Annotated in this window: 23 protein-coding genes; 14 read left to right on the top strand and 9 right to left on the bottom strand. The window is 69.6% G+C overall.

The window, feature by feature from the left end; translation table 11 throughout:
* The first annotated feature begins 549 nt into the window (after nucleotides 1-549).
* The 12 genes from BWI15_RS31230 to BWI15_RS31175 all read left to right on the top strand — a co-directional run bounded on the left by BWI15_RS31230 (nucleotide 550) and on the right by BWI15_RS31175 (nucleotide 16,444).
* Complete coding sequence (locus tag BWI15_RS31230; RefSeq protein ID WP_237771540.1) at nucleotides 550-2,028, top strand: sugar ABC transporter ATP-binding protein; 1,479 nt, start codon at nucleotides 550-552, stop codon at nucleotides 2,026-2,028.
* On the top strand, nucleotides 2,025-3,050 hold the full coding sequence (locus tag BWI15_RS31225; RefSeq protein WP_077018106.1) for an ABC transporter permease: 1,026 nt from the start codon (nucleotides 2,025-2,027) through the stop codon (nucleotides 3,048-3,050). The genes BWI15_RS31230 and BWI15_RS31225 overlap by 4 nt, the downstream gene beginning before the upstream one ends.
* Nucleotides 3,040-4,089 (top strand): ABC transporter permease, encoded by a 1,050-nt coding sequence (locus tag BWI15_RS31220; protein ID WP_077018105.1) that lies wholly within the window; start codon nucleotides 3,040-3,042, stop codon nucleotides 4,087-4,089. Before BWI15_RS31225 ends, BWI15_RS31220 begins: the two co-directional genes overlap by 11 nt.
* Nucleotides 4,086-5,180 (top strand): rhamnose ABC transporter substrate-binding protein, encoded by a 1,095-nt coding sequence (rhaS, locus tag BWI15_RS31215; protein ID WP_077018104.1) that lies wholly within the window; start codon nucleotides 4,086-4,088, stop codon nucleotides 5,178-5,180. The genes BWI15_RS31220 and rhaS overlap by 4 nt, the downstream gene beginning before the upstream one ends.
* Nucleotides 5,181-5,192: 12 nt before the next feature.
* Nucleotides 5,193-5,525, top strand: coding sequence for an L-rhamnose mutarotase (locus tag BWI15_RS31210; RefSeq protein WP_077018103.1), 333 nt, complete (start codon nucleotides 5,193-5,195; stop codon nucleotides 5,523-5,525).
* Nucleotides 5,526-5,528: 3 nt separating this feature from the next.
* Nucleotides 5,529-6,692, top strand: coding sequence for an L-rhamnose isomerase (rhaI, locus tag BWI15_RS31205; protein WP_077018102.1), 1,164 nt, complete (start codon nucleotides 5,529-5,531; stop codon nucleotides 6,690-6,692).
* Between the two features lie 3 nt (nucleotides 6,693-6,695).
* Nucleotides 6,696-8,738: a bifunctional rhamnulose-1-phosphate aldolase/short-chain dehydrogenase gene (locus BWI15_RS31200; RefSeq protein WP_077018101.1), complete on the top strand. Its 2,043-nt coding sequence runs from the start codon at nucleotides 6,696-6,698 to the stop codon at nucleotides 8,736-8,738.
* A 30-nt stretch (nucleotides 8,739-8,768) separates the two neighbouring features.
* Nucleotides 8,769-10,232 (top strand): L-fucose/L-arabinose isomerase family protein, encoded by a 1,464-nt coding sequence (locus tag BWI15_RS31195; protein ID WP_077018100.1) that lies wholly within the window; start codon nucleotides 8,769-8,771, stop codon nucleotides 10,230-10,232.
* Between the two features lie 53 nt (nucleotides 10,233-10,285).
* Nucleotides 10,286-11,758 (top strand): rhamnulokinase, encoded by a 1,473-nt coding sequence (locus BWI15_RS31190; protein WP_143466023.1) that lies wholly within the window; start codon nucleotides 10,286-10,288, stop codon nucleotides 11,756-11,758.
* A 4-nt stretch (nucleotides 11,759-11,762) separates the two neighbouring features.
* Nucleotides 11,763-12,110 carry a helix-turn-helix domain-containing protein gene (locus BWI15_RS39890; protein ID WP_202817775.1) on the top strand — a complete coding sequence of 116 codons (348 nt, stop codon included), beginning with the start codon at nucleotides 11,763-11,765 and terminating at the stop codon, nucleotides 12,108-12,110.
* Nucleotides 12,111-12,245: 135 nt separating this feature from the next.
* Nucleotides 12,246-15,443: an alpha-L-rhamnosidase gene (locus BWI15_RS31180; protein ID WP_077018099.1), complete on the top strand. Its 3,198-nt coding sequence runs from the start codon at nucleotides 12,246-12,248 to the stop codon at nucleotides 15,441-15,443.
* A 104-nt stretch (nucleotides 15,444-15,547) separates the two neighbouring features.
* On the top strand, nucleotides 15,548-16,444 hold the full coding sequence (locus BWI15_RS31175) for a hypothetical protein (RefSeq protein ID WP_077018098.1): 897 nt from the start codon (nucleotides 15,548-15,550) through the stop codon (nucleotides 16,442-16,444).
* Between the two features lie 180 nt (nucleotides 16,445-16,624).
* On the opposite strand, the gene BWI15_RS39595 is transcribed toward BWI15_RS31175, so the two are convergent.
* On the bottom strand, nucleotides 16,625-16,951 hold the full coding sequence (locus BWI15_RS39595; protein WP_077018097.1) for a YybH family protein: 327 nt from the start codon (nucleotides 16,949-16,951) through the stop codon (nucleotides 16,625-16,627).
* A gap of 108 nt (nucleotides 16,952-17,059) precedes the next feature.
* Between BWI15_RS39595 and BWI15_RS31165 the strand changes: the two genes are divergently transcribed.
* On the top strand, nucleotides 17,060-17,590 hold the full coding sequence (locus BWI15_RS31165; protein WP_077018096.1) for a MarR family winged helix-turn-helix transcriptional regulator: 531 nt from the start codon (nucleotides 17,060-17,062) through the stop codon (nucleotides 17,588-17,590).
* Between the two features lie 55 nt (nucleotides 17,591-17,645).
* Here BWI15_RS31165 and BWI15_RS31160 read toward each other — a convergent pair whose 3' ends face one another.
* From BWI15_RS31160 to ilvA, 6 genes are all read right to left on the bottom strand, one after another.
* The gene (locus BWI15_RS31160) at nucleotides 17,646-18,482 is read right to left on the bottom strand and encodes an SDR family NAD(P)-dependent oxidoreductase (protein ID WP_077018095.1); all 837 of its coding nucleotides are present in this window, start codon (nucleotides 18,480-18,482) and stop codon (nucleotides 17,646-17,648) included.
* A 235-nt stretch (nucleotides 18,483-18,717) separates the two neighbouring features.
* The gene (locus BWI15_RS31155; RefSeq protein ID WP_077018094.1) at nucleotides 18,718-19,674 is read right to left on the bottom strand and encodes a phosphotransferase family protein; all 957 of its coding nucleotides are present in this window, start codon (nucleotides 19,672-19,674) and stop codon (nucleotides 18,718-18,720) included.
* Nucleotides 19,675-19,741: 67 nt separating this feature from the next.
* Nucleotides 19,742-20,410, bottom strand: a complete 669-nt coding sequence (locus BWI15_RS31150) for a response regulator transcription factor (RefSeq protein WP_077018093.1) — start codon at nucleotides 20,408-20,410, stop codon at nucleotides 19,742-19,744.
* Entirely contained in the window at nucleotides 20,410-21,960 is a 1,551-nt protein-coding gene (locus BWI15_RS31145) for a sensor histidine kinase (protein WP_237771539.1), read from the bottom strand. The genes BWI15_RS31150 and BWI15_RS31145 overlap by 1 nt, the downstream gene beginning before the upstream one ends.
* A gap of 6 nt (nucleotides 21,961-21,966) precedes the next feature.
* The gene (locus tag BWI15_RS31140) at nucleotides 21,967-22,290 is read right to left on the bottom strand and encodes a hypothetical protein (protein WP_077019422.1); all 324 of its coding nucleotides are present in this window, start codon (nucleotides 22,288-22,290) and stop codon (nucleotides 21,967-21,969) included.
* An 82-nt stretch (nucleotides 22,291-22,372) separates the two neighbouring features.
* A complete protein-coding gene (gene ilvA, locus BWI15_RS31135; protein WP_077018092.1) occupies nucleotides 22,373-23,644 on the bottom strand; it encodes a threonine ammonia-lyase IlvA in 1,272 nt (423 codons plus the stop codon).
* Between the two features lie 232 nt (nucleotides 23,645-23,876).
* Between ilvA and BWI15_RS31130 the strand changes: the two genes are divergently transcribed.
* The gene (locus BWI15_RS31130) at nucleotides 23,877-24,743 is read left to right on the top strand and encodes an HIRAN domain-containing protein (protein ID WP_077018091.1); all 867 of its coding nucleotides are present in this window, start codon (nucleotides 23,877-23,879) and stop codon (nucleotides 24,741-24,743) included.
* Between the two features lie 59 nt (nucleotides 24,744-24,802).
* Here the strand turns inward: BWI15_RS31130 and BWI15_RS31125 are convergent, their stop codons facing one another.
* The gene (locus BWI15_RS31125; RefSeq protein ID WP_077018090.1) at nucleotides 24,803-25,549 is read right to left on the bottom strand and encodes an MBL fold metallo-hydrolase; all 747 of its coding nucleotides are present in this window, start codon (nucleotides 25,547-25,549) and stop codon (nucleotides 24,803-24,805) included.
* A gap of 11 nt (nucleotides 25,550-25,560) precedes the next feature.
* Nucleotides 25,561-26,520, bottom strand: a complete 960-nt coding sequence (locus BWI15_RS31120; protein WP_083751118.1) for an acetylxylan esterase — start codon at nucleotides 26,518-26,520, stop codon at nucleotides 25,561-25,563.
* Between the last annotated feature and the right edge of the window lie 10 nt (nucleotides 26,521-26,530).

Genomic DNA, 26,530 nt, shown 5'->3' with positions numbered 1-26,530 from the left:
CACGCGTTTGACCGGGATTCGCGGCGTCCTGCCGGTACGCGGCGTCGGCGCTCCGCCTCGAGAGGGCGATGTACTGGTCCGTGGGGCAGTCGCTCCACCACGCGGCGCTGCGGTGTTGCGTGGTGCGGCTGCGGCACCTCGCGTCGAGGCCGCTCCGGCCCGTCCGGCGGCGGAGCTTCCCCGCGTCGTACCGGCTGCGGTCCGTGGCGTTCCGGCGGGCGAGGCCTTCCGCGGCGTACCTGCACCAGCGCGCGGAGACGCACCGCCCGACCCGCTGCTCCCGCGGTCGGGGGCAGGGTCCGGCGCACCGGCGCGCCCTGCTGCGCTGGATGATGCCACGGCAGCCTCCCCGCTTGAAACGTGATAGCCCACGAAGCGTACCTGGCGCACCTGTGGATGTCCGCAGGCCTCGGCTGTGGTTGTCCACAGACTTCCCATCAGCCTCTTGACGCCCGCCCTGGACTTCGGGCAACCTTCTTGAAACCTTTCAGCAACACTCGGCCGCGACCCCCGGAGGTGGAGATGGCGACGGACACTCCGGTGCTACGGATGCGTGACGTTTCGAAGTCGTTCGGCGCGGTCGCCGCCGTCCAGAACGTGTCCTTCGACCTCTACGGCGGTGAGGCGCACGCGCTGGTCGGGGAGAACGGCGCCGGCAAGTCCACCCTGGTGAAGATGCTGGCCGGCGTGCACCGGCCGGACTCCGGCAGCATCGAGCTGGACGGGACGCCGATCGAGCTGGCCACACCGGCCGACGCCAAGGCCGCCGGGATCGCCGTGATCTACCAGGAGCCGACGTTGTTCCCGGATCTGTCCGTCGCGGAGAACATCGCGATGGGCCGCCAGCCACTGGGTCGTTTCAAAACCATCGACCGGGCCGCGATGCACGCGCAGGCCGAGCAGCTGTTCGCGCGGCTGGGCGTCTCGATCGCGCCGAACCGGCCGGCCCGCGGCCTGTCGATCGCCGACCAGCAGTTGGTGGAGATCGCCAAGGCGCTGTCGGCCGACGCCCGGGTGGTGGTGATGGACGAGCCGACCGCCGCGCTGACCGGCGTGGAGGTCGAGCGGCTGTTCGCGGTCGCCCGGTCGCTGCGCGACGACGGCGCGGCGCTGGTGTTCATCTCGCACCGGTTCGAGGAGATCACCGCGTTGTGCGAGAAGGTCACGATCCTGCGCGACGGCAAGCATGTCTCCACCGATCCGCTGGCCGACCTGAGCGTCGACGAGATGGTCCGGCGGATGGTCGGGCGCGATCTCGACGCGCTGTTCCCCAAGCAGGACGTCACGCCGGGCGCGGTGGTGCTCTCGGTCCGCGGGTTGCGCCGCGACCCGGTGTTCGCCGACATCGACTTCGAGGTCCGGGCCGGTGAGATCGTCGCGCTGGCCGGCCTGGTCGGGTCGGGCCGGTCCGAGGTCGTGCAGTCGATCTTCGGGGTCGACCCGCGCGACGGCGGCACGGTCGAGGTCGGTGGGCGCAAGCTCAAGCCGGGGTCGCCGCGGGCCGCGATGGCCGCCGGTGTCGCGCTGGTCCCGGAGGACCGCCGCCAGCAGGGCCTGCTGATGGAGCTGTCGATCGAGCGCAACGTGACGCTGCCCCGGTCCAGAGCCCTGTCCCAGTTGGGATTCCTGACCGGCAGCAGCGAGCGCCGGTCGGCCAAGGAGTGGACCACCCGCCTGAAGACGAAATACGGCCGGCTCAGCGACGAGGTCGGCACATTGTCCGGCGGCAACCAGCAGAAGGTCGTGCTGGCGAAATGGTTGTCCATGGCCCCTAAGTTGCTGATCGTCGACGAACCCACCCGCGGCATCGACGTCGGCACCAAGGCCGAGGTGCACCGGTTGATGTCCAATCTCGCCGCGGAGGGAGTCGCCGTTCTGATGGTCTCGTCGGAGCTGCCCGAGGTGCTCGGGATGGCCGATCGCGTGCTGGTGATGCGCGAGGGCCGCCTGGTCGCCACGCTCGACCGCAGCGAAGCCACCGAGCAGTCCGTGATGTTCGCCGCCACCGGTCAGGAGGTGACGGTATGACGGCCGTCGGTCTGCCGGGCGTGACCGCGCGCCGGTCGTCGCTGGATCTCGTGCTGCGGGCCCGGGAGCTGGGCATCGTGCTCGCGCTGGCTCTGCTGGTCGCGGTGACCGCGATCTCGAACCCGCGGTTCCTGTCCGCCCAGAGCATCCGCGACATCCTGCTCGGCACCGCGATCCTGGCCGTTCTGGCGGTCGGCCAGGCCGTGGTGGTGATCACCCGCAACATCGATCTCTCGGTGGGCTCGGTGCTCGGCCTGAGTGCCTTCACCGTCGGCACGCTGCTGCGGGACAACCCGGGCCTTCCGGTCGTGGTCGCCCTGCTCGTGGGCGCAGGCGTCGGCGGAGTCTGCGGCGCGCTGAACGGAGTCCTCGTCCGCTACGGCAACGTCCCTGCCCTCGTCGTCACCCTCGGCACGCTGTACGTCGTCCGTGGCATCACGTACTTCTGGGCCGGGGGCCAGCAGATCAACGCCGACGAGCTGCCCGCCGGGTTCCTCGACTTCGGCAACGCGACCCTGCTGTCGGTGCCGTATCTGGTGCTGATCGCGCTGCTGGTCCTGGTCGTCACCGGCCTCGTCCTGCGGAACTACCGGGCCGGCCGTGAGCTCTACGCGATGGGCTCCAGCCCGCAGGCGGCCAAACTCGCCGGCATCGCGGTCGGTCGTCGTACGGTCGTGGCGTTCCTGGTCAGCGGGGCGCTGGCCGGGCTGGCCGGCGTGCTGTTCGCGGCGCGCTTCGGCACGATCGACGCGGCGGCGGGCACGGGATACGAGCTGAACGTGGTCGCCGCGGTGGTCGTCGGCGGCGTGGCCGTCTTCGGCGGCAGCGGCTCGGTCTGGGGCGCGGCGCTCGGGGCGTTGCTGCTGACGACCATCGGCAGCGCGCTGGCGGTGCTCGAGATCAACCAGTTCTGGCAGCAGGCGATCGTCGGCGGTCTGATCCTGCTGGCGATCGGCGCCGACCGGCTGGTCGCGGCGCGGGTCGCCGCGTCGTTGAAGAAGCGAGGCTCCCATGTCAGCTGAGACCGCGTCGGTGACCGAGCGCCCGAGCCCTCTGGCCGGCCGGTTCGCCAACTGGAACGTGGCGATCATCGCCCTCACCGTGCTGGTGCTGATCGTCGCCTCGGCGAGCGTCGCCAACTTCGGCACCTCGCAGAACTTCGGCTTCCTGGTCCTCGACCTGCTGCCCATCGCGCTGGTCGCGCTGCCGATGACGCTGGTGATCGTGACCGGCGAGATCGACCTGTCGGTGGCCAGCACGCTCGGCCTGTCCAGCGCCGTCATGGGCTACCTGTGGAACGCGAACCAGCCGATCGAGACGATCATCCCGCTCTGCCTGCTGCTGGGCGCGGTGCTCGGCGCGGTGAACGGCTTCTTCGTCACGGTGCTCGGCCTGCCCTCGCTGGCGGTGACGATCGGGACGCTGGCGCTCTACCGCGGCCTGGCCTTCGTCGTGCTCGGCGACGGCGCGGTCGCCGACTTCCCCGCGCTCTACACCGACTGGGTCACCGGCACCATCGGCGGCACCCCGATCCCGAACGTGCTGATCATCGTGGTCGCGCTGGCCGTGGTGTTCGGCGTGGTCCTGCACGCGACACCGATCGGCCGCGCGGTGTTCGCGGTCGGCGCGAGCGAGCAGGCGGCCCGGTTCGCCGGTGTCCGGCCCGGCCGGCTGAAGTTCTGGCTGTACGTCGTGAGCGGTCTGGTCGCGGGTCTGGCCGGAGTGCTCTGGACCCTGCGCTACTCCAGCGCCCGCGCCGACAACGGCGCCGGCCTGGAGCTCGCGGTGGTCGCCGCGGTCCTGCTCGGCGGGGTGTCGATCTTCGGTGGCAAGGGCGCGCTGCCCGGCGTGATCGCCGGCGTCGTCCTGCTCGCCTCCCTGCAGAACGCGCTCCGCCTGTCCGACGTGTCCAACGAGGCGCTGAACGTCGTCACCGGCGTGCTGCTGATCGCTTCCGTCCTGGCTCCGAACCTCGCGAACGCCGTTCGCGCCGCGGTGTCCCGCCGCCGGCACCGCACCGAGTCCCTGCACCGGTCATCGTCCAGAAAGGACCTCTCATGACCTTCCGCCTGTCCCGCCGTACGACGGCGATCCCGCTCTCGGCGGTGGCCGTCCTGTCCCTCGCGCTGACCGCCTGCGGTGGTGGCACGACCAAGGAGAGCACCGCAGGGGACGCGACCGCCGCGCCGAGCACGTCCAGCTCGGCCGCCGCCGACCCGAACGCGCCGCTGAAGGAAGGCCTGAAGATCGCCTACCTGCCCAAGCAGCTGAACAACCCCTACACCGACGTCGAGGTCGGCGGCGGAAAGGTCGCGGTCGGCGAGATCAAGGGCGAGTACAAGCTGGTCGGCCCGAACGACGCGAGCGCCTCGTCGCAGGTCAGCTACATCAACACGCTGATCCAGCAGCAGCAGGACGTGATCGTGGTCGCCGCCAACGACCCGAACGCGGTCTGCCCCTCGCTGAACCAGGCGCGCAAGGCCGGCATCAAGGTGGTCACCTTCGACTCCGACGCGGCCAAGACCTGCCGGGACGCGTTCATCAACCAGGCCACCACGCAGGGCATCGGCCAGAGCCTGGTGAAGATGGCCAGCGAACTGGCCGGCGGCTCCGGTGAGATCGCCGTCCTGTCCGCGACGCCGAACGCCACCAACCAGAACTCCTGGATCGAGGTGATGAAGACCGAGCTGGCCAAGCCGGAGAACGCGAAGCTGAAGCTGGTCAAGATCGCCTACGGCAACGACGACGACCAGAAGTCGTTCACCGAGGCCCAGGGCCTGCTGCAGACCTACCCGAACCTCAAGGTGATCGTGTCCCCGACCACGGTCGGCATCGCCGCCGCGTCGCGCTACGTCAGCTCGTCCAGCTACAAGGGCAAGGTGGCCATCACCGGTCTCGGTCTGCCGAACCAGATGCGCCAGTTCGTCAAGGACGGCACGGTGAAGAAGTTCGCGCTGTGGAACCCGGCCGACATCGGCTACCTGGCCGCGTACGCCGGTGGCGCACTGGCGTCCGGCCAGATCACCGGCGCCCAGGGTGAGAAGTTCAAGGCCGGCAAGCTCGGCGAGTACACCGTCGGCGCGAGCGGCGAGATCGTGCTCGGCCCACCGACCGAGTTCACCGCGGCCAACATCGACCAGTTCGACTTCTGAGCTGGAGCACCTGTGAACCGCTACTGCTTCTGCCTCCAGGTCAAGCCGGACCGGCTGGACGAGTACGTCGAGCGGCATCGTGACGTGTGGCCCGACATGCAGGCCGCGCTGCGCGACTCCGGCTGGCACAACTACTCACTCTTCCTCCGCGACGACGGCCTGCTGATCGGGTACGTCGAGGCCGAGGACCTGGCCGCGGCCCAGCAGGCGATGGCGGCGACCGAGGTGAACACCCGCTGGCAGGCCGAGATGACCGAGTTCTTCACCGGCATCGACGGTAGGCCCCCGGACGAGTCGTTCCTGTTGCTCCGCGAGATCTTCCACCTCCCACCCGCGAAGGATTGACCTATGACGACCGAAGCCGTGAAATCCGCCCTGCGTCGGCAGGAGATCGAGCTGCCCTCCTGGGCGTTCGGCAACTCCGGCACCCGGTTCAAGGTGTTCAGCCAGCCGGGCGTGCCGCGGTCGCCGGAGGAGAAGATCGCCGACGCGGCGGTCGTGCACAAGTACACCGGGGTCGCGCCGAGCGTCGCCCTGCACATCCCCTGGGACAAGGTCGACGACTACGCCGCGCTCGCGGCGTACGCCAAGGAGCAGGGGGTCAGGCTCGGCGCGATCAACAGCAACGTGTTCCAGGACGACGACTACAAGCTGGGCAGCGTGACCAACCCCGACCCGCGGGTCCGGCGCAAGGCCACCGACCACCTGCTGGAGTGCGTCGACATCATGGACGCGACCGGCTCCCGGGATCTGAAGCTGTGGTTCTCCGACGGGACGAACTACCCCGGCCAAGACGACATCCAGGACCGGCAGGACCGGTTGGCGACCGCACTGAAGGAGGTCTACGACCGGCTCGGCGCCGACCAGCGTTTGCTGCTGGAGTACAAGCTGTTCGAGCCGGCCTTCTACACCACCGACGTACCGGACTGGGGTACGTCGTACGCGCACTGCCTGGAACTGGGGCCGAAGGCAACGGTCTGCATCGACACCGGGCACCACGCGCCGGGCACGAACATCGAGTTCATCGTCGCGTTCCTGCTCCGGGTGGGCAAGCTCGGCGCCTTCGACTTCAACAGCCGCTTCTACGCCGACGACGACCTGATGGTGGGCGCGGCCGACCCGTTCCAGCTGTTCCGGATCATGAACGAGATCGTCCGCGGCGACGCGCTCGACCCGGACCGCGGCATCGCCTTCATGCTCGACCAGTGCCACAACATCGAGGCGAAGATCCCGGCCATCATCCGCTCGGTGATGAACGTCCAGGAGGCCACCGCGAAGGCGCTGCTGGTCGACCGGGACGCGCTGCGCAAGGCCCAGCAGGACGGTGACGTGCTCGGCGCCAACGCCGCCCTGATGGACGCCTACAACACCGACGTCCGCCCGCTGCTGGCGGAGCTGCGGACCGAGCAGGGGCTCGACCCCGACCCGGTCGCGGCGTACCAGCGCAGCGGCTACTTCGAGCAGATCAGCAAGGACCGAGCCGACGGCCAGCAGGCCGGATGGGGAGCCTGAACCGTGACCGACACCCCGGACGTCAGTGCCGAACTCGTCGCCCGCAGCAACAGATTGGGTGCTGACCCGCGCAACACGAACTACGCCGGCGGCAACACCTCCGCCAAGGGCACCGCGATCGACCCGGTCACCCAGCAGCCCGTGGACCTGGTCTGGGTGAAGGGCTCCGGCGGTGACCTGGGCACACTGACCGCGGCCGGACTGGCCGTCCTGCGGCAGGACCGTCTGAACGCGCTGGTCGAGGTCTACCCCGGCGTCGACCGCGAGGACGAGATGGTCGCCGCCTTCGACTACTGCCTGCACGGCAAGGGCGGCGCGGCGCCGTCGATCGACACCGCGATGCACGGACTGGTCGAGGCCCCGCACGTCGACCACCTGCACCCCGACTCGGGGATCGCGCTGGCGACGGCGGCCGACGGCGAGAAGCTGACCGCCGAGTGCTTCGGTGATCGGGTGGTCTGGGTGCCGTGGCGGCGGCCCGGGTTCCAGCTCGGCCTGGACATCGCGGCGACGAAGCGGGACAACCCGCAGGCGATCGGCGTGATTCTCGGTGGGCACGGCATCACGGCCTGGGGCGACACCTCGGCCGAGTGTGAGGCGAACTCGCTGGAGATCATCCGCACGGCCGAGCGATTCCTGGCCGAGCGCGGCCAGGCGGAGCCGTTCGGAGCCGTCGTACCGGGGTTCGAGGCGCTGCCGGCCGAGCAGCGGCGGCAGCGGGCCGCGGCGCTCGCGCCGGTGATCCGCGGGCTGGCGTCGACCGACAACCCGCAGGTCGGCCACTTCAACGATGCGGACGTCGTTCTGGAGTTCACTGCTCGCGAGAAGCTGGGTGAGCTGGCGGCGCTCGGCACGTCCTGCCCGGATCACTTCCTCCGCACGAAGGTGCGGCCGCTGGTGCTCGACCTCCCACCGAGCGCCCCGCTCGAGGATGCGGTGATCCGGCTCAGGGAGCTCCACCTGCAGTACCGCGAGGACTACGCGGCCTACTACGACCGGCACAAAGAGCCGGACAGCCCGCCGATGCGCGGTGCGGATCCGGCGATCGTGCTGGTGCCCGGGGTCGGCATGTTCAGCTTCGGTAAGGACAAGCAGACCGCGCGGGTCGCGGGCGAGTTCTACGTCAACGCGGTCAACGTGATGCGCGGAGCCGAAGCGGTTTCGACGTACGCGCCGATCGACGAGCGGGAGAAGTTCCGGATCGAGTACTGGGCGCTGGAGGAGGCGAAGCTGCAGCGGATGCCGAAGCCGAAGCCGTTGGCGACCCGGGTCGCGTTCGTCACCGGCGGTGGCTCCGGCATCGGCAAGGCGATCGCACAGCGGCTCGCGGCCGAAGGCGCGTGCGTGGTCGTCGCCGATCTGGACACCGCGGCGGCCGAGGCGGTGGCCAAGGAGATCGGTACGACGGACCAGGCGATCGCGGTCGGGGCCGACGTGTCGAGCGAGGCGGCAGTGGAGGCGGCGTTCGAGCAGGCGGTGCTGGCCTTCGGTGGTGTCGACCTGATCGTCAACAATGCCGGATTGTCGATCTCGAAGCCCCTGCTGGAGACCACCGAGAAGGACTGGGACCTGCAGCACGACGTGATGGCCAAGGGATCCTTCCTGGTCTCCCGGGTCGGAGCGAAGGTGCTGATCGACCAGGGCATCGGTGGCGACATCGTCTACATCTCCAGCAAGAACGCCGTGTTCGCCGGACCGAACAACGTGGCCTACGGCGCGGCGAAGGCGGACCAGGCCCACCAGGTCCGGCTGCTCGCGGCCGAGCTCGGCGAGCACGGGATCCGGGTCAACGGCGTCAACCCCGACGGCGTGGTCCGCGGTTCGGGCATCTTCGCGAAGGGCTGGGGTGCGCAGCGCGCCGCGGTGTACGGCGTACCGGAGTCGGAACTGGGGGCGTTCTACGCGCAGCGGACGTTGCTGAAGCGTGAGGTGCTGCCCGAACACGTCGCGGCGGCGGTGTTTGCGCTGACGGCCGGCGAGCTCTCGCACACCACTGGACTGCACGTGCCGGTGGACGCCGGCGTGGCCGCCGCGTTCCTGCGCTGAGGCAACTGCTGATGACCGAGGAGGTTCACCATGTGGAGCACTGATCCCGCGCGGTCCGTCGACGGCGGCGGCCTGCTGCCGCGGGTCGAGCCGCGCAAGACGCGGATCGGGCTGGTCGCGGGTGGACTCGGTGCGTACTGGCCGCAGTTCCCGGAGCTGCTGCCGCAGTTGCAGGCGTCGGCGCGGCGGGTGGCCGAGCGGTTCGGGGAGTTCGACTGCGAGGTCGTGGACGTCGGGTTCATCTCCGACGCCCAGGAAGGAGCTGCGGCGGCCGAGAAGCTGCGGCTCGCCGACTGCGACCTGATCGTCGGGTTCCTGACCACCTACATGACCGCGTCGATGCTGGTGCCGGTCGCCCAGCGCAGTGGTGCCCCGGTGCTGTTGCTCAACCTGCAGCCCACCGAGGCGATGGACCACGCGAGTTTCGACACCGGTGCCTGGCTCGCCTACTGCGGAGCCTGCCCGTTGCCGGAGATGGCGAACGCGTTCGAGCGGTGCGGCATCGACTTCCGGTCGGTGTCCGGCTATCTCGAGGACGAACGCGCCTGGGCCAGGATCCACCGCTGGCTGAAGGCGGCCGGCGTCCGCGCCGCCTTCCGGCACGGACGGCACGGCCTGCTCGGGCATCTCTACCCCGGCATGATGGACGTCGTCACCGACCCGACGCTGGTCTCCGCACAGCTCGGCGGGCACGTCGAGGTCCTGGAGATCGACGACCTGCGGGTCCGGGTCGAGAAGGTGACCGCGGCCGAGACCGAGGCCCGGATGAAGGTGGCCCAGGACGTCTTCACACTGGACGACTCGGTGGTCGAGGACGACTTCCGCTGGGGTGCGACGGTGTCGGTCGCGCTCGACCGGCTGGTCGAGGACTTCCAGCTCGACACCCTGGCCTACTACCACCGCGGCCTCGACGGCGAGATGCACGAACGCGTCGCGGCCGGCATGATCCTCGGTGCATCGTTGCTCACAGCAAGGGGTGTGCCGGCGGCGGGGGAGTACGAGCTGCGCACGTCGCTGGCGATGCTGCTGATGGACAAGCTCGGTGCGGGTGGTTCGTTCACCGAGCTGCAGGCACTGAACTTCCACGACAACGTGGTGGAGATGGGGCACGACGGACCGGCACATCTCGCGATCAGTTCCACGAAACCCTTGCTGCGTGGGCTCGGGGTCTACCACGGCAAACGTGGCTGGGGCGTGTCGGTCGAGTTCGACGTGGCCCACGGTCCTGTCACCGCGGTGGGGCTGGGGCAGTTGCGCGACGGCTCCTTCAAGCTGATCGCCTCCGAGGGCACGGTCGTGCCCGGCCCGTTGCTGCAGATCGGCAACACGACCAGCCGCGTCGACTTCGGCTGCGACCCCGGCGAGTGGACCGACGCCTGGTCCGCCTCCGGCATCGCCCACCACTGGGCCCTCGGCACCGGCCACCGGGTCGCGGACCTGAAGGCAGTCGCGAGCCTGCTCCATCTCCCCCTGGAGGTCGTCAACCCGGCCTGAGCTCACCGCACCGATACAGCCCGTCCCATCAGTCCGAGAAGGAGCTTCGTCCCATGAGTCTTCGGTTGGCCGCGGTGGACCTTGGTGCGTCCAGTGGGCGGGTGATGGTGGCCGACGTCGCCGCGGGAAACCTCGAGCTGACCGAGGTGCACCGGTTCTGGAACGGTGGGGTCCAGGTCCAGGGCACGCTGCACTGGGACATCCTGCACCTGTACCGCGAAACCCTCGCTGGGCTGCGCAAGGCCGCGCTTGGTGGACCGCTCGACGGTATCGGCATCGACTCCTGGGCGGTCGACTACGGCCTGCTCGACGGCGACGGCCGCTTGATCGGCAACCCGGTGCACTACCGCGACTCGCGGACCGAGGGCGTGATGGACGAGGTCCTGCGCAAGGTGCCCGCCGAGGACCTCTACGCCGTGACCGGGCTGCAGCAGCTGCCGTTCAACACGATCTACCAGCTCGCCGCCGAGCGATCCCTCGACCGCGCCGAGCGCCTGCTGCTCATCCCGGACCTGCTCGCGTACTGGCTGACGGGCGTCGTGGGCGCGGAGGCGACCAATGCGTCCACCACCCAGCTGTACGACGTCACCACGCGGTCGTGGAGCGAAGATTTCGCGCGGCGCGTTGGGATCCCCGTCGAGCTCTTGCCCGAGCTGCGGGAGCCGGGACAGGTGATCGGTCCGGTTCTGCCGGAAGTTGCGGAGGAGCTTGGATTTGGTTCGTCCGCGGAGGGACAGGACGCGCGGCGGGTTCCGGTGATCGCGGTGGGGTCGCACGACACGGCGTCGTCGGTGGTCGCAGTACCGGCCGAGGACGGGGCGAACTTCGCGTACATCTCGTCCGGGACCTGGTCGCTGGCCGGTTTGGAGCTGCCCGCGCCGGTCCTGACCGAGGAGGCGCGCCGGGCGAACTTCACCAACGAGGGTGGGGTCGACGGGCGGACCCGGTTCCTCAAGAACGTGATGGGGCTGTGGATCCTGCAGGAGTGCCTGCGGGTCTGGGGGAGCGACGACCTGCAGCAGTTGCTGAAGGAGGCCGCCGACGTGCCCGCGTTCGGCGTACTGATCGATCCGGACGATCCGGTGTTCCTTGCTCCGGGCAACATGCCGGCCCGGATCGACGAGTTCTGCGCACGGACCGGTCAGGACAAGCCGGCGACCCGTGCGGCGACTGTCCGATGCGTGCTGGAAAGCCTCGCGCTGGCCTACCGCAGGACGCTGCGCAGTGCGCGGGAGATCGTCGGCCGTGAGATCGACGTCGTGCACGTGATCGGCGGAGGCTCGCAGAACGAGCTGCTCTGCCAATTGACCGCGGACGCCTGCGGAGTTCCGGTGCTCGCCGGGCCCGTCGAGGCGTCCGCACTGGGCAACGTGCTGGTCCAGGCACGCGCCCTGAGGGAACCGTTGCCGGACTTGAGCGCGATGCGCGCGCTGGTCCGTGCGACCCATCGTCTGCGGCGGTACCCGCCGCAGGGTAGACCGGCCGACTGGGACGCCGCCGAGTCCCGGGTGTTCGGAACCAGGTGATCAGATGACCGCCCTGCACAACGAAACCCTCGACCGCCACGAGCTGAGGAGCCACGACCTCCTTCCGCCCCACGCCGCGCCGCACGCCGCGCCGCACGCCGCGCCCCGCGCCGCGACGTCGTGCGGGCGGCATTGTGAGACCGCGCCGGTGGTCCTGCCGCGGGGAATGAGCGCCGAGGACCTGCGGCTGTTCCGCCTGATCGCCACCGGCCTGCCGATCGAGGCGGTGGCGCGTCGACTCGACCTGTCCGAACGCACCGTCCGCCGCCGAACCCGCGCCGCCTGCGACCGGCTCGGCGTCGGCACCGCCATCGAAGCCGTCGTCTGGGCAGCCCACCGCGGCCTGCTCTGATCCAGCCCGCACGGTAGCCGCCGACTCGCGTCAGCACGCGCGGCTCGCCCCTCCATGTCCGCTCGACCTCCCAAGTCCCTACAACCCGCGCCACCTCCCCTGTAGATCGCCCCGTCTCTGTGAGGAGTCCGCCCCATGTCGTTCCGTTCCCGTCTCGGTTGCCTGCTGGTGGCCGTTGCCCTGCTCACCCCACTCGCCCCCGCGACCGGCTCACCACCGGACCCGAAAGGCGGCGCGGTCCAGGTCCTCAACCTGAAGACCAACAACCTCACCAACCCCCTCGGCATCCCCGGTACGCCGCCCCGCCTCAGCTGGCAGCTCGATGGTCAGCGCCGCGGCATCACCCAGACCCGGTACGAGATCCACATCGCGACCACCGCGGCCAAAACCTCCCGCCCGGACGTCTGGGACAGCGGCGTGATCCGGTCCGGCCAGTCCGTCGAGATCCCGTACGGCGGACCCGCGCTGACCGCGTACACGGCGTACCACTGGACCGTCCGCGTCTGGGACGACCTGGGGCGGGCCTCCGACTGGTCGCCGGTCGCCACGTTCGAGACCGGCCCGCTGAGTCCCGCGGACTGGCAGGGCGACTGGATCGGTGCCGACAACCAGCCGGGCGCCGAGTGGACCGACACGACGATCGACGCGGACGTGACCCTGGTGAAGGACGCGCTCGGCGTCTTCTTCCGCGGCCGCGGCGGAGTCGGCTACATGTGGCAACTCAACCAGCTCACCGGCGAACCCCTGCTCCGCCCACACGTCCGCCAACCCGGCGGCGGTTACGTCCTGCTCGGCGAGATCCCGCTTCCGGCCGGTACCGACCTGACGCAGCGGCACCACCTCCGCATCACCACTGCCGGCCAGACGATCACCACCTGGCTCGACGACGTCCACGTCGACACACGCCACCGCGCGGATCACAACGCTCCGGGTGTCGTCGGCTTCCGCACCAACGGTGAGGAGAGCGGCATCGTCCACAGCCTCACGGTGACCGGCGCGAGCGGCGAGGTGCTGGTCGACACGGCGTTCCCGGCCGGCGACCAGACCTTCCCGGACGGGACGGTCCTCCCGCAAGGCGGTCTCCAGGTCAAGGGCAACACCGACCTCTGGCTGCCCGGCAAGCCGCTCCCGGTGTTCCGCAAGCATATCTCCTTGCCCAAGGCAAAGAAAGTACGGACCGCTCGCATCCACGCGGCGGCCCAAGGGATCTACGAGCTCAGCCTGAACGGCCGCAAGGTCGGCGACCACGAGCTGGCTCCGGGCTGGACGGACTACAACCGCCGGATCCAGGCCCAGAGCTACGACGTCACCAAGCTGCTGAAGTCCGGCGCGAACACCTTCGGTGCCGAGCTCGCCCCCGGTTGGTACGCGGGCAACCTGGCGATGTTCGGCGCGAACAAGTACGGCACCGACACCGCGTTCGTCGCCCAGCTGCGGGTCATCTACACCGACGGGTCGAGCGATGTCTTCGCGACCGACTCCAGCTGGCAGACCGCCCCCGGCGCCGTACGGGTCGCGGATCTGCTCAACGGGGAGAGCTACGACGCGCGACGTACGGCGTCCGAGTGGACGCCGGTCCAGGTCCGGCCGAGCGCGACGAGCAAGCTGGTCCCGCAGACGGATCCGCCGGTGCGGGTGACCGAGGAGCTCGAGGCGCGGGCGATCCCGTCGCCGACGGCCGGGGTGTACCTGTACGACCTTGGGCAGAACATGGTCGGCGTCTCCCGCCTGACATTGCGTGGCAGTCCCGGCCAGACCGTCAAGATCCGGTACGGCGAGGTGCTCAACCCCGACGGCACGCTCTACACCGACAACCTGCGATCGGCGAAGGCAACCGACCACTACACGTTCGCGACCGACCAGCCGGAGACGTACCAGCCACGCTTCACCTTCCACGGCTTCCGGTACATCGAGGTGAGCGGCCTGGCGACAGCACCGCCGGCCAGCGCCATCCGCGGTGTCGTCCTGGGCACCGACGCCGAGCAGACCAACCGGTTCCGGACCAACTCGGCGCTGGTGAACCAGCTGCACAGCAACATCGTCTGGGGCCAGCGCGGCAACTTCCTCTCCATCCCCACCGACACCCCGGCGCGGGACGAGCGGATGGGCTGGACCGGCGACATCAACGTGTTCGCCCGGACGGCCGTCTACAACCTCGACTCACAAGCGTTCCTGACGAAGTGGCTGCAGGACCTGCGGGACACCCAGCGCGCGGACGGTGCCTACGCGAGCGTCGCCCCGACCGTGCCGAACTCGTTCGACGGTGGCATGGGCAACGCGGGCTGGGCCGACGCCGGGGTCAACGTTCCGTGGACGCTCTGGCAGGCGTACGGCGACACGTCGGTGATCCGGCAGCACTACGACTCGATGGTCCGGTACGTCGACTACCTCGTCGCCAGCTCGAACGGATTAATCCGCGGCGGCGGTGACTACGGCGACTGGCTGAACCTGGATGACCCGACGCCAGGCGACTTGATCGGTACGTCGTTCGTCGCGAAGGGTGCTCGGCAGCTCAGTCAGATGGCGGCGGCGATCGGGAAGCCGGCGGACGCGGCGAAGTACCAGCAGGTGTACGAGGATGTGCGGGCGGCGTTCGCGACCCGGTTCGTCGCGGCCGACGGCAAGGTCGGGTCGGACAGCCAGACCGGGTACATCCTCGCGTTCACCAGCGACCTGGTGCCGGCCGACCGGATCGACGCGGCCGGGCAGCACTTCGCCGCCACGATCCTGCGCCGCGACACTCACCTGTCGACCGGCTTCCTCGGCGTTGACGGCCTGCTGCCGGTGCTCACCAAGATCGGGCGCTCGGACCTGGCGTACCGGTTGCTGCAGAACACGTCATACCCGTCGTGGGGCTACGAGATCGGCAAGGGCGCGACGACGATCTGGGAACGCTGGAACTCGATCAATCCGGACGGCACCTTCAACGACGTCGGGATGAACTCGTTCAACCACTACGCGTACGGCGCGGTCGGGGAGTGGATGTATCGCACGCTCGCCGGGGTGTCGGCGGCCGAGCCGGGCTATCGCAAGGTGCTGATCGCGCCGGTGCCCGGTGACGGGATCACCTCGGCGGAGCTCGACCATCGCACGCCGTACGGGGTGGTCGGGAGTCGGTGGGCCAAGGACGCTGAGGGCCGGTTCGCGCTGGAGGTGGAGGTTCCGGCGAACACGACGGCCACGGTGCGGATTCCGGCGCAGGGTGTCCAGCAGGTCGCGGAGAGCGGCCGGGCCTTGGATCGCGCGGTGGGAGTCAGTGGAGTGGTCGACGAGGGAGCATCTGTCGCGATGACGGTCGCCTCCGGAAAGTACCGCTTCACCGTGCGTCCCTAGGCGCGTCGGCACGGCCCGGCCGAGCGTGGCCGGGCCGTGCCAGGTTTAGTCGGGAGCGGGCCTCGGGTACCGGAGGTGGCGGACATCGAGCCCGAGGAGGAAAGATGGACGGAACAACCGTCCTGTGGATCGTCGTGGCCGTGGTGGTCGTGCTGATCCTGCTGGCGCTGGTGATGGCTGCTGCCAAGAAGTCCAAGCAGCGCCGGATCGAGCACGACCGGCAGGAGGCGCAGGAGCACCAGCAGCGCGCCAAGGTCTCGGCGGCCCACGCGGACAAGCAGCAGGCCGCGGCCGACGAGGTCGAAGCCCGGGCGCGCAAGGCGCAGGCCATCGCCGATGAGAAGGCAGCCGAAGCGCGCCGCCTCTCCGCCGGTGCCACCGAACGCCAGGAGGCCGCGAACCAGGCCCGAGCCGAATCGGCCGACCACGAACAGCGGGCCCGAGCGATTCACCCGGACCTCGACGCGGACGCCGACGCCTCGCCCGACACGGCGAGCTGGGGCACCGACACCGCCCACGCCCGCCACGCCGACCGGGATCGACGCGAGACCCAGGCGTCGTCCGAGGGCACGGGCGAGCCGATGCAGGGAGCGACCGCCGACCAGGTGAACCCCGATGCTGTCGGTCAGCGCCCGGCCGGGAACGACGGCCTCCGGGACGGTACGACGTCCGGTCGCACGAGCGGCTCCACTTCGAGCGGGCAGGTTGCCGGCGAGGACTCCGTTGCAGGGGACCGCGACCGGGACGTCCTCGGACGGGATCAGGACGGCAGCTCCGCCTCGCGGGATCGCGACGGGATCTCCGGCGGGCAGGATCGCGACGGGATCTCTGGCGGGCGGGATCGCGACGGAATCTCGGGTGTGCGGGATCGCGACGGGGACTCCGCGATCCCGGACCGAGACGGCAGCTCCGCCGTACGGGATGACAGCCCCCGGGGGAACCAGCCTGGGCAGGGTTCGCCGCCGGATCAGGACCCCCGGCACGCCGCACCGCGCGGCTGATTCACCACTCGGCCGCCTACCGCTGTTGTCGCGGTAGGCGGCCGATGGCTGTCCGGGCGGGAAGATCTTCACTGCTCCCAAGCGGCTCGGGGGATCGGCGCCGCGTCGGCATCGCCGTCGGGGTTACGCCTCCGCCGCGGGTGCGCTGGTTCTTGCGATGCGGCGAGCCGAGCGATCTGATCAGGCCGGCGCGACCTCCAGCCGCTCGATGGCGTCGGCCAGGGTGAAACGGAAGGCGAACGGCAACGGGCCGCCCGGGAAGTCTCCGTCCGCGTTCGCGGTCAGCGTTGAGGTCGACTGGTCGTAGTCGACGACGGTCAGCGTGATCTTCGGGCCGATCTGGTGCTCCTGGATCCACCCGGCGATCTGCGCCGCGCCGCGGTACTCGGTGTTGTCGTCGATCACCACCGACTCCGGCGCGAACAGGCCCGCCAGCGCCTCGGCGTCGTGGCGATTGGTGGCCTCGACGAACGAGGTGACCAGGGATTCGGTGACAGCTGCAGTCATGATGTTCCTTCCGATGGATCGCGAGATTATGTCCGTATGGACAGTAAAACGTGTCGCGAGGGACAAGAAATTTCCGCTCGCGCACAGAAAGTTCGGTACGCTGCGGGGATGGTCGCACCCGTCGAGTCGTCGTCGCGCAGGCCCCGCGAGGCGCGGGATTTTCCGTACCGGTCGGAGTTGCTGGCGAGCTTGAGCGCGCTGATCCTGCTGTGGGAGTCGCCCGGTCTGCAAAGCGAGATCCTCACCTCGAGCGGTGAGCCGATCGACCAGCCCGCGCACTCGGCCCTGCGGCATCTGGCCGCCGGCCAGCCGCTGCGACCGAGCGATCTCGCGCAGGCCATGGGAACCGGGCCGTCGAACATCAGCAAGATCCTCAAACGCCTCGAGACCGCCGGTCTCGTCGAGCGGGGCCGCGATCTCGACGACACCCGCTCGACCTTGATCACCCTCACCCCGGAGGGGCGGGAAGCCGCGCGCCACATCTACGACCTCGGCGACGCGATGATCGCCCAGGTGCTCGCCAACTGGTCGCCGCGCGACATCGCCCGGTACACCGAGCTGACCAAACGGTTCACCGCGGACGCGATCGCCGCCGCCGAGGTCATGCGACGCGAAGGCCTCACCCACCGCACGCGCTGACCGGCTTATCGCCACGCGCGCTGACCGGCTCAGCAACCACACGCGCTGACCGGATTCAACTCGGGAAATCGGCGCTGCGCGAGAGCGCTTCGCCGGCGCGGATGTCGGTGAGGTTCGACTCCAGGGTGCTGACGGCGGCGTCGAAGCCGCCGCTGCCGAGCACCAGGCGGTGCGGCGGGGATTCGAGGTCCATCGCCTGCAGTACGGCCTGGACCCCTCGCTCCGGATCGCCGGGCTGGTTGCCGTGCTGGTCGATCATCGCTTTGCGAATGTCGTCGAGTCGCGGCAGGTAGGCGTCCACGGTCTCCCGCAGTGGCTCGTCGGCGAAGTTCGAGTACGCGCGGGTGCGGAAGGCGCCCGGCTCGACGGCCAGCACCTTGATGCCGAACTCGGCGACCTCCGTGCGCAGTACCTCGGTGACCGCTTCGAGGGCGAACTTCGCCGCCGAGTAGTACCCGAACCCTTCGATGCCCCGCAGGCCGGCCACCGACGACATGTTCACGACCCAGCCGGCGCCGCGGGCGCGCATTCCCGGCAGGACTGCGCGGGTGACCTCCAGTACGGCGAAGAAGTTGAGCTCCATCACGCGCCGGACATCCTCGGCCGGCATGCCCTCGATCGATCCGTACCAGCCCCGGCCGGCGTTGTTCACCAGGACATCGATCGCGCCGAACTGCTGCTCGGCCGCGGCGACGCCGGCTCGGACCTGATCGGTGTCCGTCACGTCGACCTCGACCACGAGGGCTTTCTCGCCGTGTGGAGCAGCCCAGTCGGCCAGCTCCGCCGGGCGGCGGGAGGTGATCGCCACCCGGTCGCCCCGCGCCAGCACGGCGTCCGCGAAGACCAGCCTGAATCCGCCAGGGGTGCCGCCGGTGATGAACCAAGTCCGCATGTCTCGCTCCTGATCGATTGGCCGAACTAGTCAGATACTGTCCTTTAAGACACTATAACGTGTCCTTTAGGACAGTAAATTCCCAGCGTCGGCGACCAGTCGGAGAGCAGGCCGTCTCGCTCACATCGCGGGTTCCGGCCGGCTCGGTACGCCCGGGGTTGTCGCAGCCGTTCAGCGCAGATCGTCGTCAACGCGGCGCCACACAACGGCGAGGTGGCTGCTACGTCGCAGCCGTTCAGCGGCTGTTGTCGGCCAGTCCGCCCAGCCAGGACCGCCAGCGAGTCGCTTCGGCTGGTTCGTGGTCGCCGAGCCATTCCGCGCACAGCATCAGATCCGACAGCGCGAGATCGACTGCTGCCAAGTCCCTCGTCTCTCCCGCTGACCGGCTCCGCCCGGAGCAGCGACCCAACCCCCGGACCACCTGAGCAAGCAGCTCCAGGTGCGCGCCGGAACCCGGCGGCTCGGACGACGCGTGCGGATGCCCGAGTGCGCCGGCGAGAAAGTGCAGGTCCCACGACAACGCGCCGGTCGCCACGCACGAGAAGTCCCAGAGACCAGTCACCTCTCCACACGGCGCGGCGAGCACCATGTTGCCGAGATGGAAGTCGCCATGCAGGACCACGGGCCCGACGGCAGCGAGCTCCTGGTCGAAGAGTTCGGCGTACCGGTTGAGCAGGGCAACGATCCCGGGACGGACCGCCGACGGGAAGCCGGCCAGGGTCGACGACAACTGACCCAGGTACGGCGGTCCGCCCATCGGCCGGATTCCCAGTCGTTCGACGTCGTCGGCCGAGAACGCCTCGCGCCAAGCGATCAACAGCTCGGCGAGCGAGTCGCTGAGTGCTTCGCGATCGCGCGCGCTGCCGGTGTGCCAGGCGGCGGGGGTGAAGCTCGTTCCGATGATCTTCGGGTAGACCATGCACCGGGTTCGCGCTCCGACCCAGGCGACCTCGGGAGTCCGCACCGGCAAGCGTCCGCGGACGTGCTCCAAAACGGAGATCTCGGTGGCGAAGTCGATGTCCTCGCGCCTGGGGAATCGGACGATCCAGTCCGGTGTTTCCAGCACGGTGCTTTCCCAGCCCTGCCGGAACACGCGGCTCCGCAGGTCCATGCCCGCCGCTTGAGGCTCGTCCGCAACGGCCGCAAGCATGCCGTCCAGCGACTGGTCGGTCAGCACCGGCGGTAGATCCATGCGGTCATCCTGTTCGGGGCGGCCACGGACGGCAAGCGAGTTCCCGGCCGACCGGCCGCACCGCGGATCAGTCCGTGCGCAGCCGATACCCCATGCCCCGAATCGTCTGAATCCGATCGGCCCCCAGCTTCTTCCGCAGATACCGGATGTACACATCGACCACGTTCGAACCGGGATCGAAATCGAACCCCCACACCTGCGACAGCAACTGCTCCCGCGACAACACCTGATCCGGATGCCGGCAGAAAACCTCCGCCAGCAAGAACTCGCGGGCCGTCAGATCAACAGTCCGCCCGTCGATCGAGGCCCGACGGGTACGAAGGTCAAGACTCAAACCCCCGACCTGCAGGATCGTCGCGTCAGCGGTTCCAGACCCGTCGCTCCGCAGCCGAAGACGCACGCGCGCCAGCAGTTCCTCGAAAGCGAAAGGCTTCGCGATGTAGTCGTCCGCCCCACCTTCCAGACCGGCCACAGTGTCGCGCACGCTGTCGCGCGCAGTGAGAATGACGACCGGCATACTGACGCGCGCCTCACGCAGTCGCCGCAGGACGGTGAACCCGTCGACCTTCGGCAGTCCGATGTCGAGCAGCAGCAGGTCGTAGCCACCACTGACCGCTTCCTGGTACGCCGCTTCGCCGTCCGCGACCACGGTGGTGACGAAGCCGTTGCTGCGCAGGCCGCGTTCGACGAACGAGGCGATGCGCTGCTCGTCCTCGGCGATCAGGATGCGGTTCATCAGGAGGTCCCCTCGTGCGCCGGATGTGCGGTGGGTGTCAGGGGCAGGACCAGCTCGAAGCGGGCGCCGGGACGGCCGTCGTCGACCAGCCGGACGTCACCGCCGTGTGCCTGCGCGGTCGAACGCACGATCGCCAGGCCGAGCCCGGCACCGTCGGTCCGCCCCTGATCGTTGCCTCGGGCAAATCGTTCGAAGATCCGTTCCCGATCGCCCGCAGCCACGCCGGGACCGGAGTCGGACACCCAGAGATGAACGTGAGCACCGGCCGGGCAGTCACCGCCGGCGTCGCCAGGAGCCGCGTCGCGCGTGCCAGGCTCCGCAAAACTACTACGGGAGGGGACATGTTGTTCAGCGAACGAGTCGTGAACCCGCGCACCCACCGCGATCCGATCGTCCGGTCCGGTATGCCGAACAGCGTTGGAGACCAGCTGCATGAGCGCCTGCGTAAGCCGCTGCCCGTCAGCGACGATGGTGGTGTCGGTCGTCTCGTCGACGCGCCAGGTGCGATCGGCCAGCGGGCGGGCCTTCGCGATCACCTCGACGACGAGCTCGGTCAGATTGACTTCCTCGAGCTTCAGGAAGTCCGGGCGGCCGCTCTTGGCCAGCACCAGCAGATCGTCGACCATCCGGTTCATCCGGGCCAGCTCGTCGAGCACCAGCGCGCGGGTCTCCGCGCGATCCCGCGGATCGTCGCTCATCAGCTCCAGGTGACCGCGGATCACCGTGATCGGCGTCCGCAGCTCGTGCCCGGCGTTGTCGACAAACTCCCGCTGGGTGACGAACGCGACCTCCAGCCGGTCCAGCATCGTGTTGAACGTCCGGGCCAGCTGCGCGACATCATCGTTGCCCACGACATCGATCCGCCGGCGCAGGTCGGACGCCCCGATCTGCTCGGCGGTGGTGCGGACCGCACGGATCGGCGCGAGCACCCGTCCCGCGACGATCCAGCACGCGCCGGCCGCCATCGCGAGCGTGACGACGCCGATCAACGCGAGCGCCTTGGTCGCGTCCTCGAGCGGCTGGGCCAGCAGATCCCGGAACTCCAGCACCACCAGCTGCGCACGGACCGGCTGCGTGCCGATCTGCACCGGCATCACGCCGTACCGGACCTTGCCGGCGGTGCTGTCGACCCACCCGTACTGCGGAGTGGTGGCCGAGCCGATTCGTTGCACGAACGCGACGTCCGTGTCGAGGCGGGCCGGCGGTGAGCCGCGGTCGCGGTGATAGGCCTTGCCGTCGACGATCGTGAAGAACGCCTCGGAGGTGTCCGGCAGATTGGTCTGCAGCCAGTAGTCCAGCATCCGCTCCGGCGTACCGAGGCGTGCGGCGGTGTCCGAGCCCGCGTACGCGCGGAACTTGATCGCCTCGTGGGTGAGCTCGGAGTCCGCCGCGGCGTCGGAGCGGGCGGACAGCACCTGCCAGGTGAGAAAGACGACCGCGGTGACGGCGAGCGCGAGCACGCCGAGCATCCACCCGATGATCCGCACCCGCGCGCTGACGCCGCCCCGGCGACCAGCCCTTCCGGTCGCGGGCCGCCTCAGCAAGGGCACCGGGGCTCAGTCATCGCCGTCCACGGCGTCGTCCAGGTCGTCGTCGATACCGTCGTCGTCCTTGTCGTCGTCATCGCCGGCCGGGCGCGGGCTGCCCGGCGTCACCGGATCCGCCCCCGGCGTGCCCGGCGGCGTCACGGTCGGCGAAGGCGACGGCGAAGGCGACGCCGAGGGAGACGGCGGCACCGCCGTACCGGAGCCGGCCGGGACGACCACGACCGTGTCGCCGAGTCCGGGCGACGAGCGGTCGGCCAGGTACTGGGTCAGCGCGAATCCGGCCACGGCCAGCACCACGGCAACAGCCAGGTAGATCAGGCGTGGAGATCGCATGCTCACAGCTTGCGATCCCTCCCGAAGAACCGCATGAGCCGAACATTACAGATTTCTCATCCGGCGGTCGGCCGAAAGACCTTCAGATCAGGTACCGGAACTCCGACGATCCCGGGTCGATCCGCTCGATCGTCAGCGGTGCCGCGTCCATCCGCTCCAGCAACCCGGACAGGTCACCGGGCCGCCCGATCTCGATGCCGACCAGCGCGACGCCGGTCTCCCGGTTGTTGCGCTTCACGTACTCGAACAGCGTGATGTCGTCGTCCGGCCCGAGCACCTGGTCGAGGAACTGCCGCAGCGCGCCGGGCTCCTGCGGGAACGTCACCAGGAAGTAGTGCTTCAGCCCTTCGTGCACGAGCGACCGCTCGAGGATCTCGCCGTACCGGCTGACGTCGTTGTTGCCACCGGACAACAGGCACACGACCGTCTCGCCCGGCTTCACCTCGACGCCGTTGCCCAGGGCAGCGGCGGCCAGGGCTCCGGCGGGCTCAGCGATCAGGCCGTCGGTTTGGTAGAGCTCGAGCATCTCCGAGCAGACCAGGCCCTCGGGCACCGACGTCATCTCGACACCGGCTGCGGCCACCAGCGGCAGAGTCACCGCACCGACCCGCCGTACGGCGGCACCGTCGACGAAGCTGTCCAGCTGCGGCAAGGTCACCGGCTCGCCGGCCTCCAGCGCCGCAGCCATGCTCGCTGCACCGGCCGGCTCCACACCCACGATCCGTACGCCGGGATGCCGCTCCGCCAGGTACGTCGCGACGCCGGCGATCAGGCCACCGCCACCGACCGGAACCACCAGTACGTCGGGCGCATGACCGAGCTGCTCGACGAGCTCGACCGCCAGCGTTCCCTGGCCCGCGACGGTCCGCGGATCGTCGAACGCCGGGACCAGCGTCGCGCCGGTCGCGGCGGCCTCGGCCAGTGCGGCGGCGGCCGCGTCGTCGTACGAGTCGCCGGTGATGATCACCTCGACCTGGTCGCCGCCCAGCGCGGCGATCCGGTCGCGCTTCTGGCGCGGGGTGGTGCGCGGAACGTAGACGCGTCCGTGCACGCCGAGCGTGTGGCACGAGTAGGCGAGGCCTTGGCCGTGGTTGCCCGCGGACGCGCAGACCACGCCGGCCTTCTTCTCCACGTCACCGAGCTGGGCGATCAGGTTGTAGGCACCGCGCAGCTTGTACGACCGGCCGATCTGCAGGTCCTCGCGCTTCAGCCAGACGTCGGCGCCGATGCGTGCGGAGAGTCGCGGATTGCGTTGCAGGGGCGTCCGGACCGCGACCCCGTCGAGCCGGCCGACGGCCTGCTCCACCGCTGCCGCGCCGACCGTCGTCCGAGCGACTGTTTCACTGCCCTGCATGACGTTCCTTCCCGTGCATCTGCACGTGATTCGCCGGTTTTCCCGCAGCACAAGACACGCTGGGTCCACAGTACGGACGAGCGGACACCGTTGGGCAACGGGTCCATTTTCCATGCGTGAAAAGGGCTTCGGCTGGGCAGTCTAGTTCTCATACGCTCACTCGGTGTAACGGCCAGGGCCACCTGGACGGGATGAGCCGAGTCACCGGTCAACGGGGACTGGAGGGCAACTGATGGAACTGATTCCGTTCAGTCTGTGGGGAGACGCCCTGTGGTGCGGTCAGGAAGTGGTGCGGGAAGCCCCGCACGAGCAGGCGATTCGTAGCCTGTTTCCCGACCCGATCCCAGCGCGAGGAGCAGACCTGGACACCACCGCGGACCTCGTCCCGGAACCGCACAACCGCTTCGACCCGCGCTCGATCGCCGTTCGGGTGCAGGGCAAGGTGGTCGGCTACCTGCCGAGGGACGACGCGCACCGGTACCACCCTGTGCTGTCGGAACTGGTGGCCCAAGGCCTGCAACCGCAGGTGCCGTGCCACCTGTGGGTCAGTGAATGGGAGCCGGCCGACTGGGAAGGCCGGGGCAACCAGGGCACCGAGTTCCACGCCAGCGTGGCGGTCGCGCTGGGCCAGCCCCACATGCTGGTCCCGATCAACCTGCCACCACCCGGGAGCTATCACGTGCTGCCGCCCGGCAGCGGCATCGTGGTCCCGGGCAGCGAGGTGCACCCGGACGTGCTGGCGCCGTTCTTCCGGCCGGAAGGCGAGTGCTGGGCCTACGCGACCATGCACGCGGTCGAGGAGGACGACGGCATCAACGACCGGCACCGGATGGTGGTCGAGATCCGGCTGGACGACGAACCGGTGGGCCGGCTCAGCCCGCGGCTCAGCGCGGAGTTCCTGCCGGCCATCCACTATCTCGCCGACATGCGAGCGGAAACGGCCGCCCGGGTCGCCGTACGCGGTGACCGTTTCGCCTCGGAGGTGATCCTGTACGCGGCCCGGAGTCACGACCTGCCGGCCACCTGGCCGGACGGTCTGACCCGCTCCCCAGTCGCATCCCCCACTTGGCACTACTGGGCGGGCAAAGAAGCGAACTAACGCCCACGGCGGACGCGCAGCACTCACCAATCAGTCAGGTGGTGGCGGGTGCTGCGGGACTACCAGGGGCTGAGGATCTGACCGACCTGCGCAGCGACCGTCGGGCCGCCGAACACCTTGGCGGCCCGCGCGGTAGCTGATTCGGGCGACAGCGACGGGCCGACGTGGGTCACGAACAGCCGCCTCACACCGGTACGCCGGGCGAGACCTCCGGCCTGCTCGGGCGTGTGGTGCACCGGGCTCTCCTCACCAGAGTCCGCCTCGCACAGCAGCAGGTCCACGCCCGTGGCCAGCTCGTCCAGCGCCGGGCAGGGCGCGCAGTCACCGGAGTACGCCAAGCTCCTGCCTTCGGCGGTGGCCCGTAGTCCGTACGCGTCGCACCCGTGCTCGACAGGCCGACTGACCAACTCCAACCCGTTCAGCTCGACCGTCAGACCATCGGAAAGCTCCCGCAACCCCAGCACGTCGCTGACGAAGCCCACATCGGCCTGCTCGAAGAAGCCGACCAGCCGCTTCCCCAGCGCTGCCGGTGCGTACACCGGGATCGGCCGCGCCAGTGGGGGAAGCAGCCCGTACGCCAACGCGTAGTAGGCGTTGAGCAGATCACCGACATGGTCCAAATGCAGGTGCGACACCCAGATCGCGTCGAGCTCCGCCAGCGAGGTGTGCCGAAGCAGCTCGGCCAGCGATCCGGGGCCTGCGTCGACCCAGACCTGAGCGTCGCCGCCCTGCAACAGGTAGCCTGAGCACGGGCGATCCGGCAGCGGGTAAGGGGCAGCGGTGCCGAGAACGGTCAGGCTGGTCATCGCCGGCCGGCTCAGAGCTTGGCGCCGATCAGCTGGAAGATGTCGTCGTGCGCGCCGGGCAGGTCGTCGTGGCCGAGGTCCGGGTAGGTGCGCAGTTCCTTGGCGGAGGTGAGCTTGTTGTAGATCGCGTACTGCGTGGACGGCGGGCAGACCTGGTCCTCGAGGCCGACGAACAGCGTGACCTCGGCCTGGATCCGCGGCGCCAGGTGGTGCACGTCGATGTAGCCCAGCGTCGTGAAGACCTCCTGCTCGCGCAGGTGCCGGGGGTCGCGCTTCTTGAACCACGTGGTGATCTCGTCGTACGGCGCGCGCTCCAGGTTGAGCTCCCAGGCGCGCTGGTAGTCGGTCAGGAACGGGTACACGCTGGCGGCGTACTTGATCTCCGGGGTGAGCGCGGCGCAGACCAGCGTCAGGCCGCCGCCCTGGCTCCAGCCGGTGGCGGCGACGCGGTCCGCGTCGACCTCGGGCAGGCCGCGGATGATGTCGGCCAGCCGGCGGGTGTCGAGGAAGACGTGCTTGTAGAGCAAGCTGTCGGGGCCGTCGTCGAGCCCGTGCACCAGGTGGTTGTGCAGGCTGAAGCTGTTCGGCTCTTGGGACTCGGTGCGGAAGCCGACCTGCTCCCGCACGTCCAGCGCCGCCACGGTGAACCCGCGCGCCGCGTACGGCAGCAGGTCGACCCAGCGCGGCTGCTCACCGCCGTACCCGTGGAACATCAGGACGGCGGGCCCGGTCGGCTCCTGCGGCCGGATCACCTTGGCGTGCACCCGGTAGCCGCCGGTGCCGTTGAAGTACAGGTGCTGGGCGGTCGCGGTGGTCAGCGGGAAGTCGGTCGCGTCGACGAACGACTCCTCGGCATCGATCCCGGCCAGCTCGGCCAGCGCCTTGTCCCAGAACTGGTCGAAGTCGTCCGGTCGCGGGTTGGTGCCCTGGTAGACGCTCAGTTCCTCGGCAGACATCTCGAACGACAGCACGCGCGGCTCC

Origin of the sequence: Kribbella sp. ALI-6-A (assembly GCF_001984195.1) — a bacterium.
Taxonomy (GTDB): Bacteria; Actinomycetota; Actinomycetes; order Propionibacteriales; family Kribbellaceae; genus Kribbella.
Note: the sequence above shows the minus strand (reverse complement) of the source record. Positions and strands in the feature narration are given on the sequence as shown.

Excerpts from the sequence above, each read along its gene's own strand:
- BWI15_RS31230 (WP_237771540.1), top strand. The coding sequence starts at position 550 with ATGCGTGACGTTTCGAAGTCGTTCGGCGCGGTCGCCGCCGTCCAGAAC.
- BWI15_RS31225 (WP_077018106.1), top strand. The coding sequence starts at position 2,025 with ATGACGGCCGTCGGTCTGCCGGGCGTGACCGCGCGCCGGTCGTCGCTG.
- BWI15_RS31220 (WP_077018105.1), top strand. The coding sequence starts at position 3,040 with ATGTCAGCTGAGACCGCGTCGGTGACCGAGCGCCCGAGCCCTCTGGCC.
- rhaS (WP_077018104.1), top strand. The coding sequence starts at position 4,086 with ATGACCTTCCGCCTGTCCCGCCGTACGACGGCGATCCCGCTCTCGGCG.
- rhaI (WP_077018102.1), top strand. The coding sequence starts at position 5,529 with ATGACGACCGAAGCCGTGAAATCCGCCCTGCGTCGGCAGGAGATCGAG.
- BWI15_RS31195 (WP_077018100.1), top strand. The coding sequence starts at position 8,769 with ATGTGGAGCACTGATCCCGCGCGGTCCGTCGACGGCGGCGGCCTGCTG.
- BWI15_RS31190 (WP_143466023.1), top strand. The coding sequence starts at position 10,286 with ATGAGTCTTCGGTTGGCCGCGGTGGACCTTGGTGCGTCCAGTGGGCGG.
- BWI15_RS39890 (WP_202817775.1), top strand. The coding sequence starts at position 11,763 with ATGACCGCCCTGCACAACGAAACCCTCGACCGCCACGAGCTGAGGAGC.
- BWI15_RS31180 (WP_077018099.1), top strand. The coding sequence starts at position 12,246 with ATGTCGTTCCGTTCCCGTCTCGGTTGCCTGCTGGTGGCCGTTGCCCTG.
- BWI15_RS31175 (WP_077018098.1), top strand. The coding sequence starts at position 15,548 with ATGGACGGAACAACCGTCCTGTGGATCGTCGTGGCCGTGGTGGTCGTG.
- BWI15_RS39595 (WP_077018097.1), bottom strand. The coding sequence starts at position 16,951 with ATGACTGCAGCTGTCACCGAATCCCTGGTCACCTCGTTCGTCGAGGCC.
- BWI15_RS31165 (WP_077018096.1), top strand. The coding sequence starts at position 17,060 with ATGGTCGCACCCGTCGAGTCGTCGTCGCGCAGGCCCCGCGAGGCGCGG.
- BWI15_RS31160 (WP_077018095.1), bottom strand. The coding sequence starts at position 18,482 with ATGCGGACTTGGTTCATCACCGGCGGCACCCCTGGCGGATTCAGGCTG.
- BWI15_RS31155 (WP_077018094.1), bottom strand. The coding sequence starts at position 19,674 with ATGGATCTACCGCCGGTGCTGACCGACCAGTCGCTGGACGGCATGCTT.
- BWI15_RS31150 (WP_077018093.1), bottom strand. The coding sequence starts at position 20,410 with ATGAACCGCATCCTGATCGCCGAGGACGAGCAGCGCATCGCCTCGTTC.
- BWI15_RS31140 (WP_077019422.1), bottom strand. The coding sequence starts at position 22,290 with ATGCGATCTCCACGCCTGATCTACCTGGCTGTTGCCGTGGTGCTGGCC.
- ilvA (WP_077018092.1), bottom strand. The coding sequence starts at position 23,644 with ATGCAGGGCAGTGAAACAGTCGCTCGGACGACGGTCGGCGCGGCAGCG.
- BWI15_RS31130 (WP_077018091.1), top strand. The coding sequence starts at position 23,877 with ATGGAACTGATTCCGTTCAGTCTGTGGGGAGACGCCCTGTGGTGCGGT.
- BWI15_RS31125 (WP_077018090.1), bottom strand. The coding sequence starts at position 25,549 with ATGACCAGCCTGACCGTTCTCGGCACCGCTGCCCCTTACCCGCTGCCG.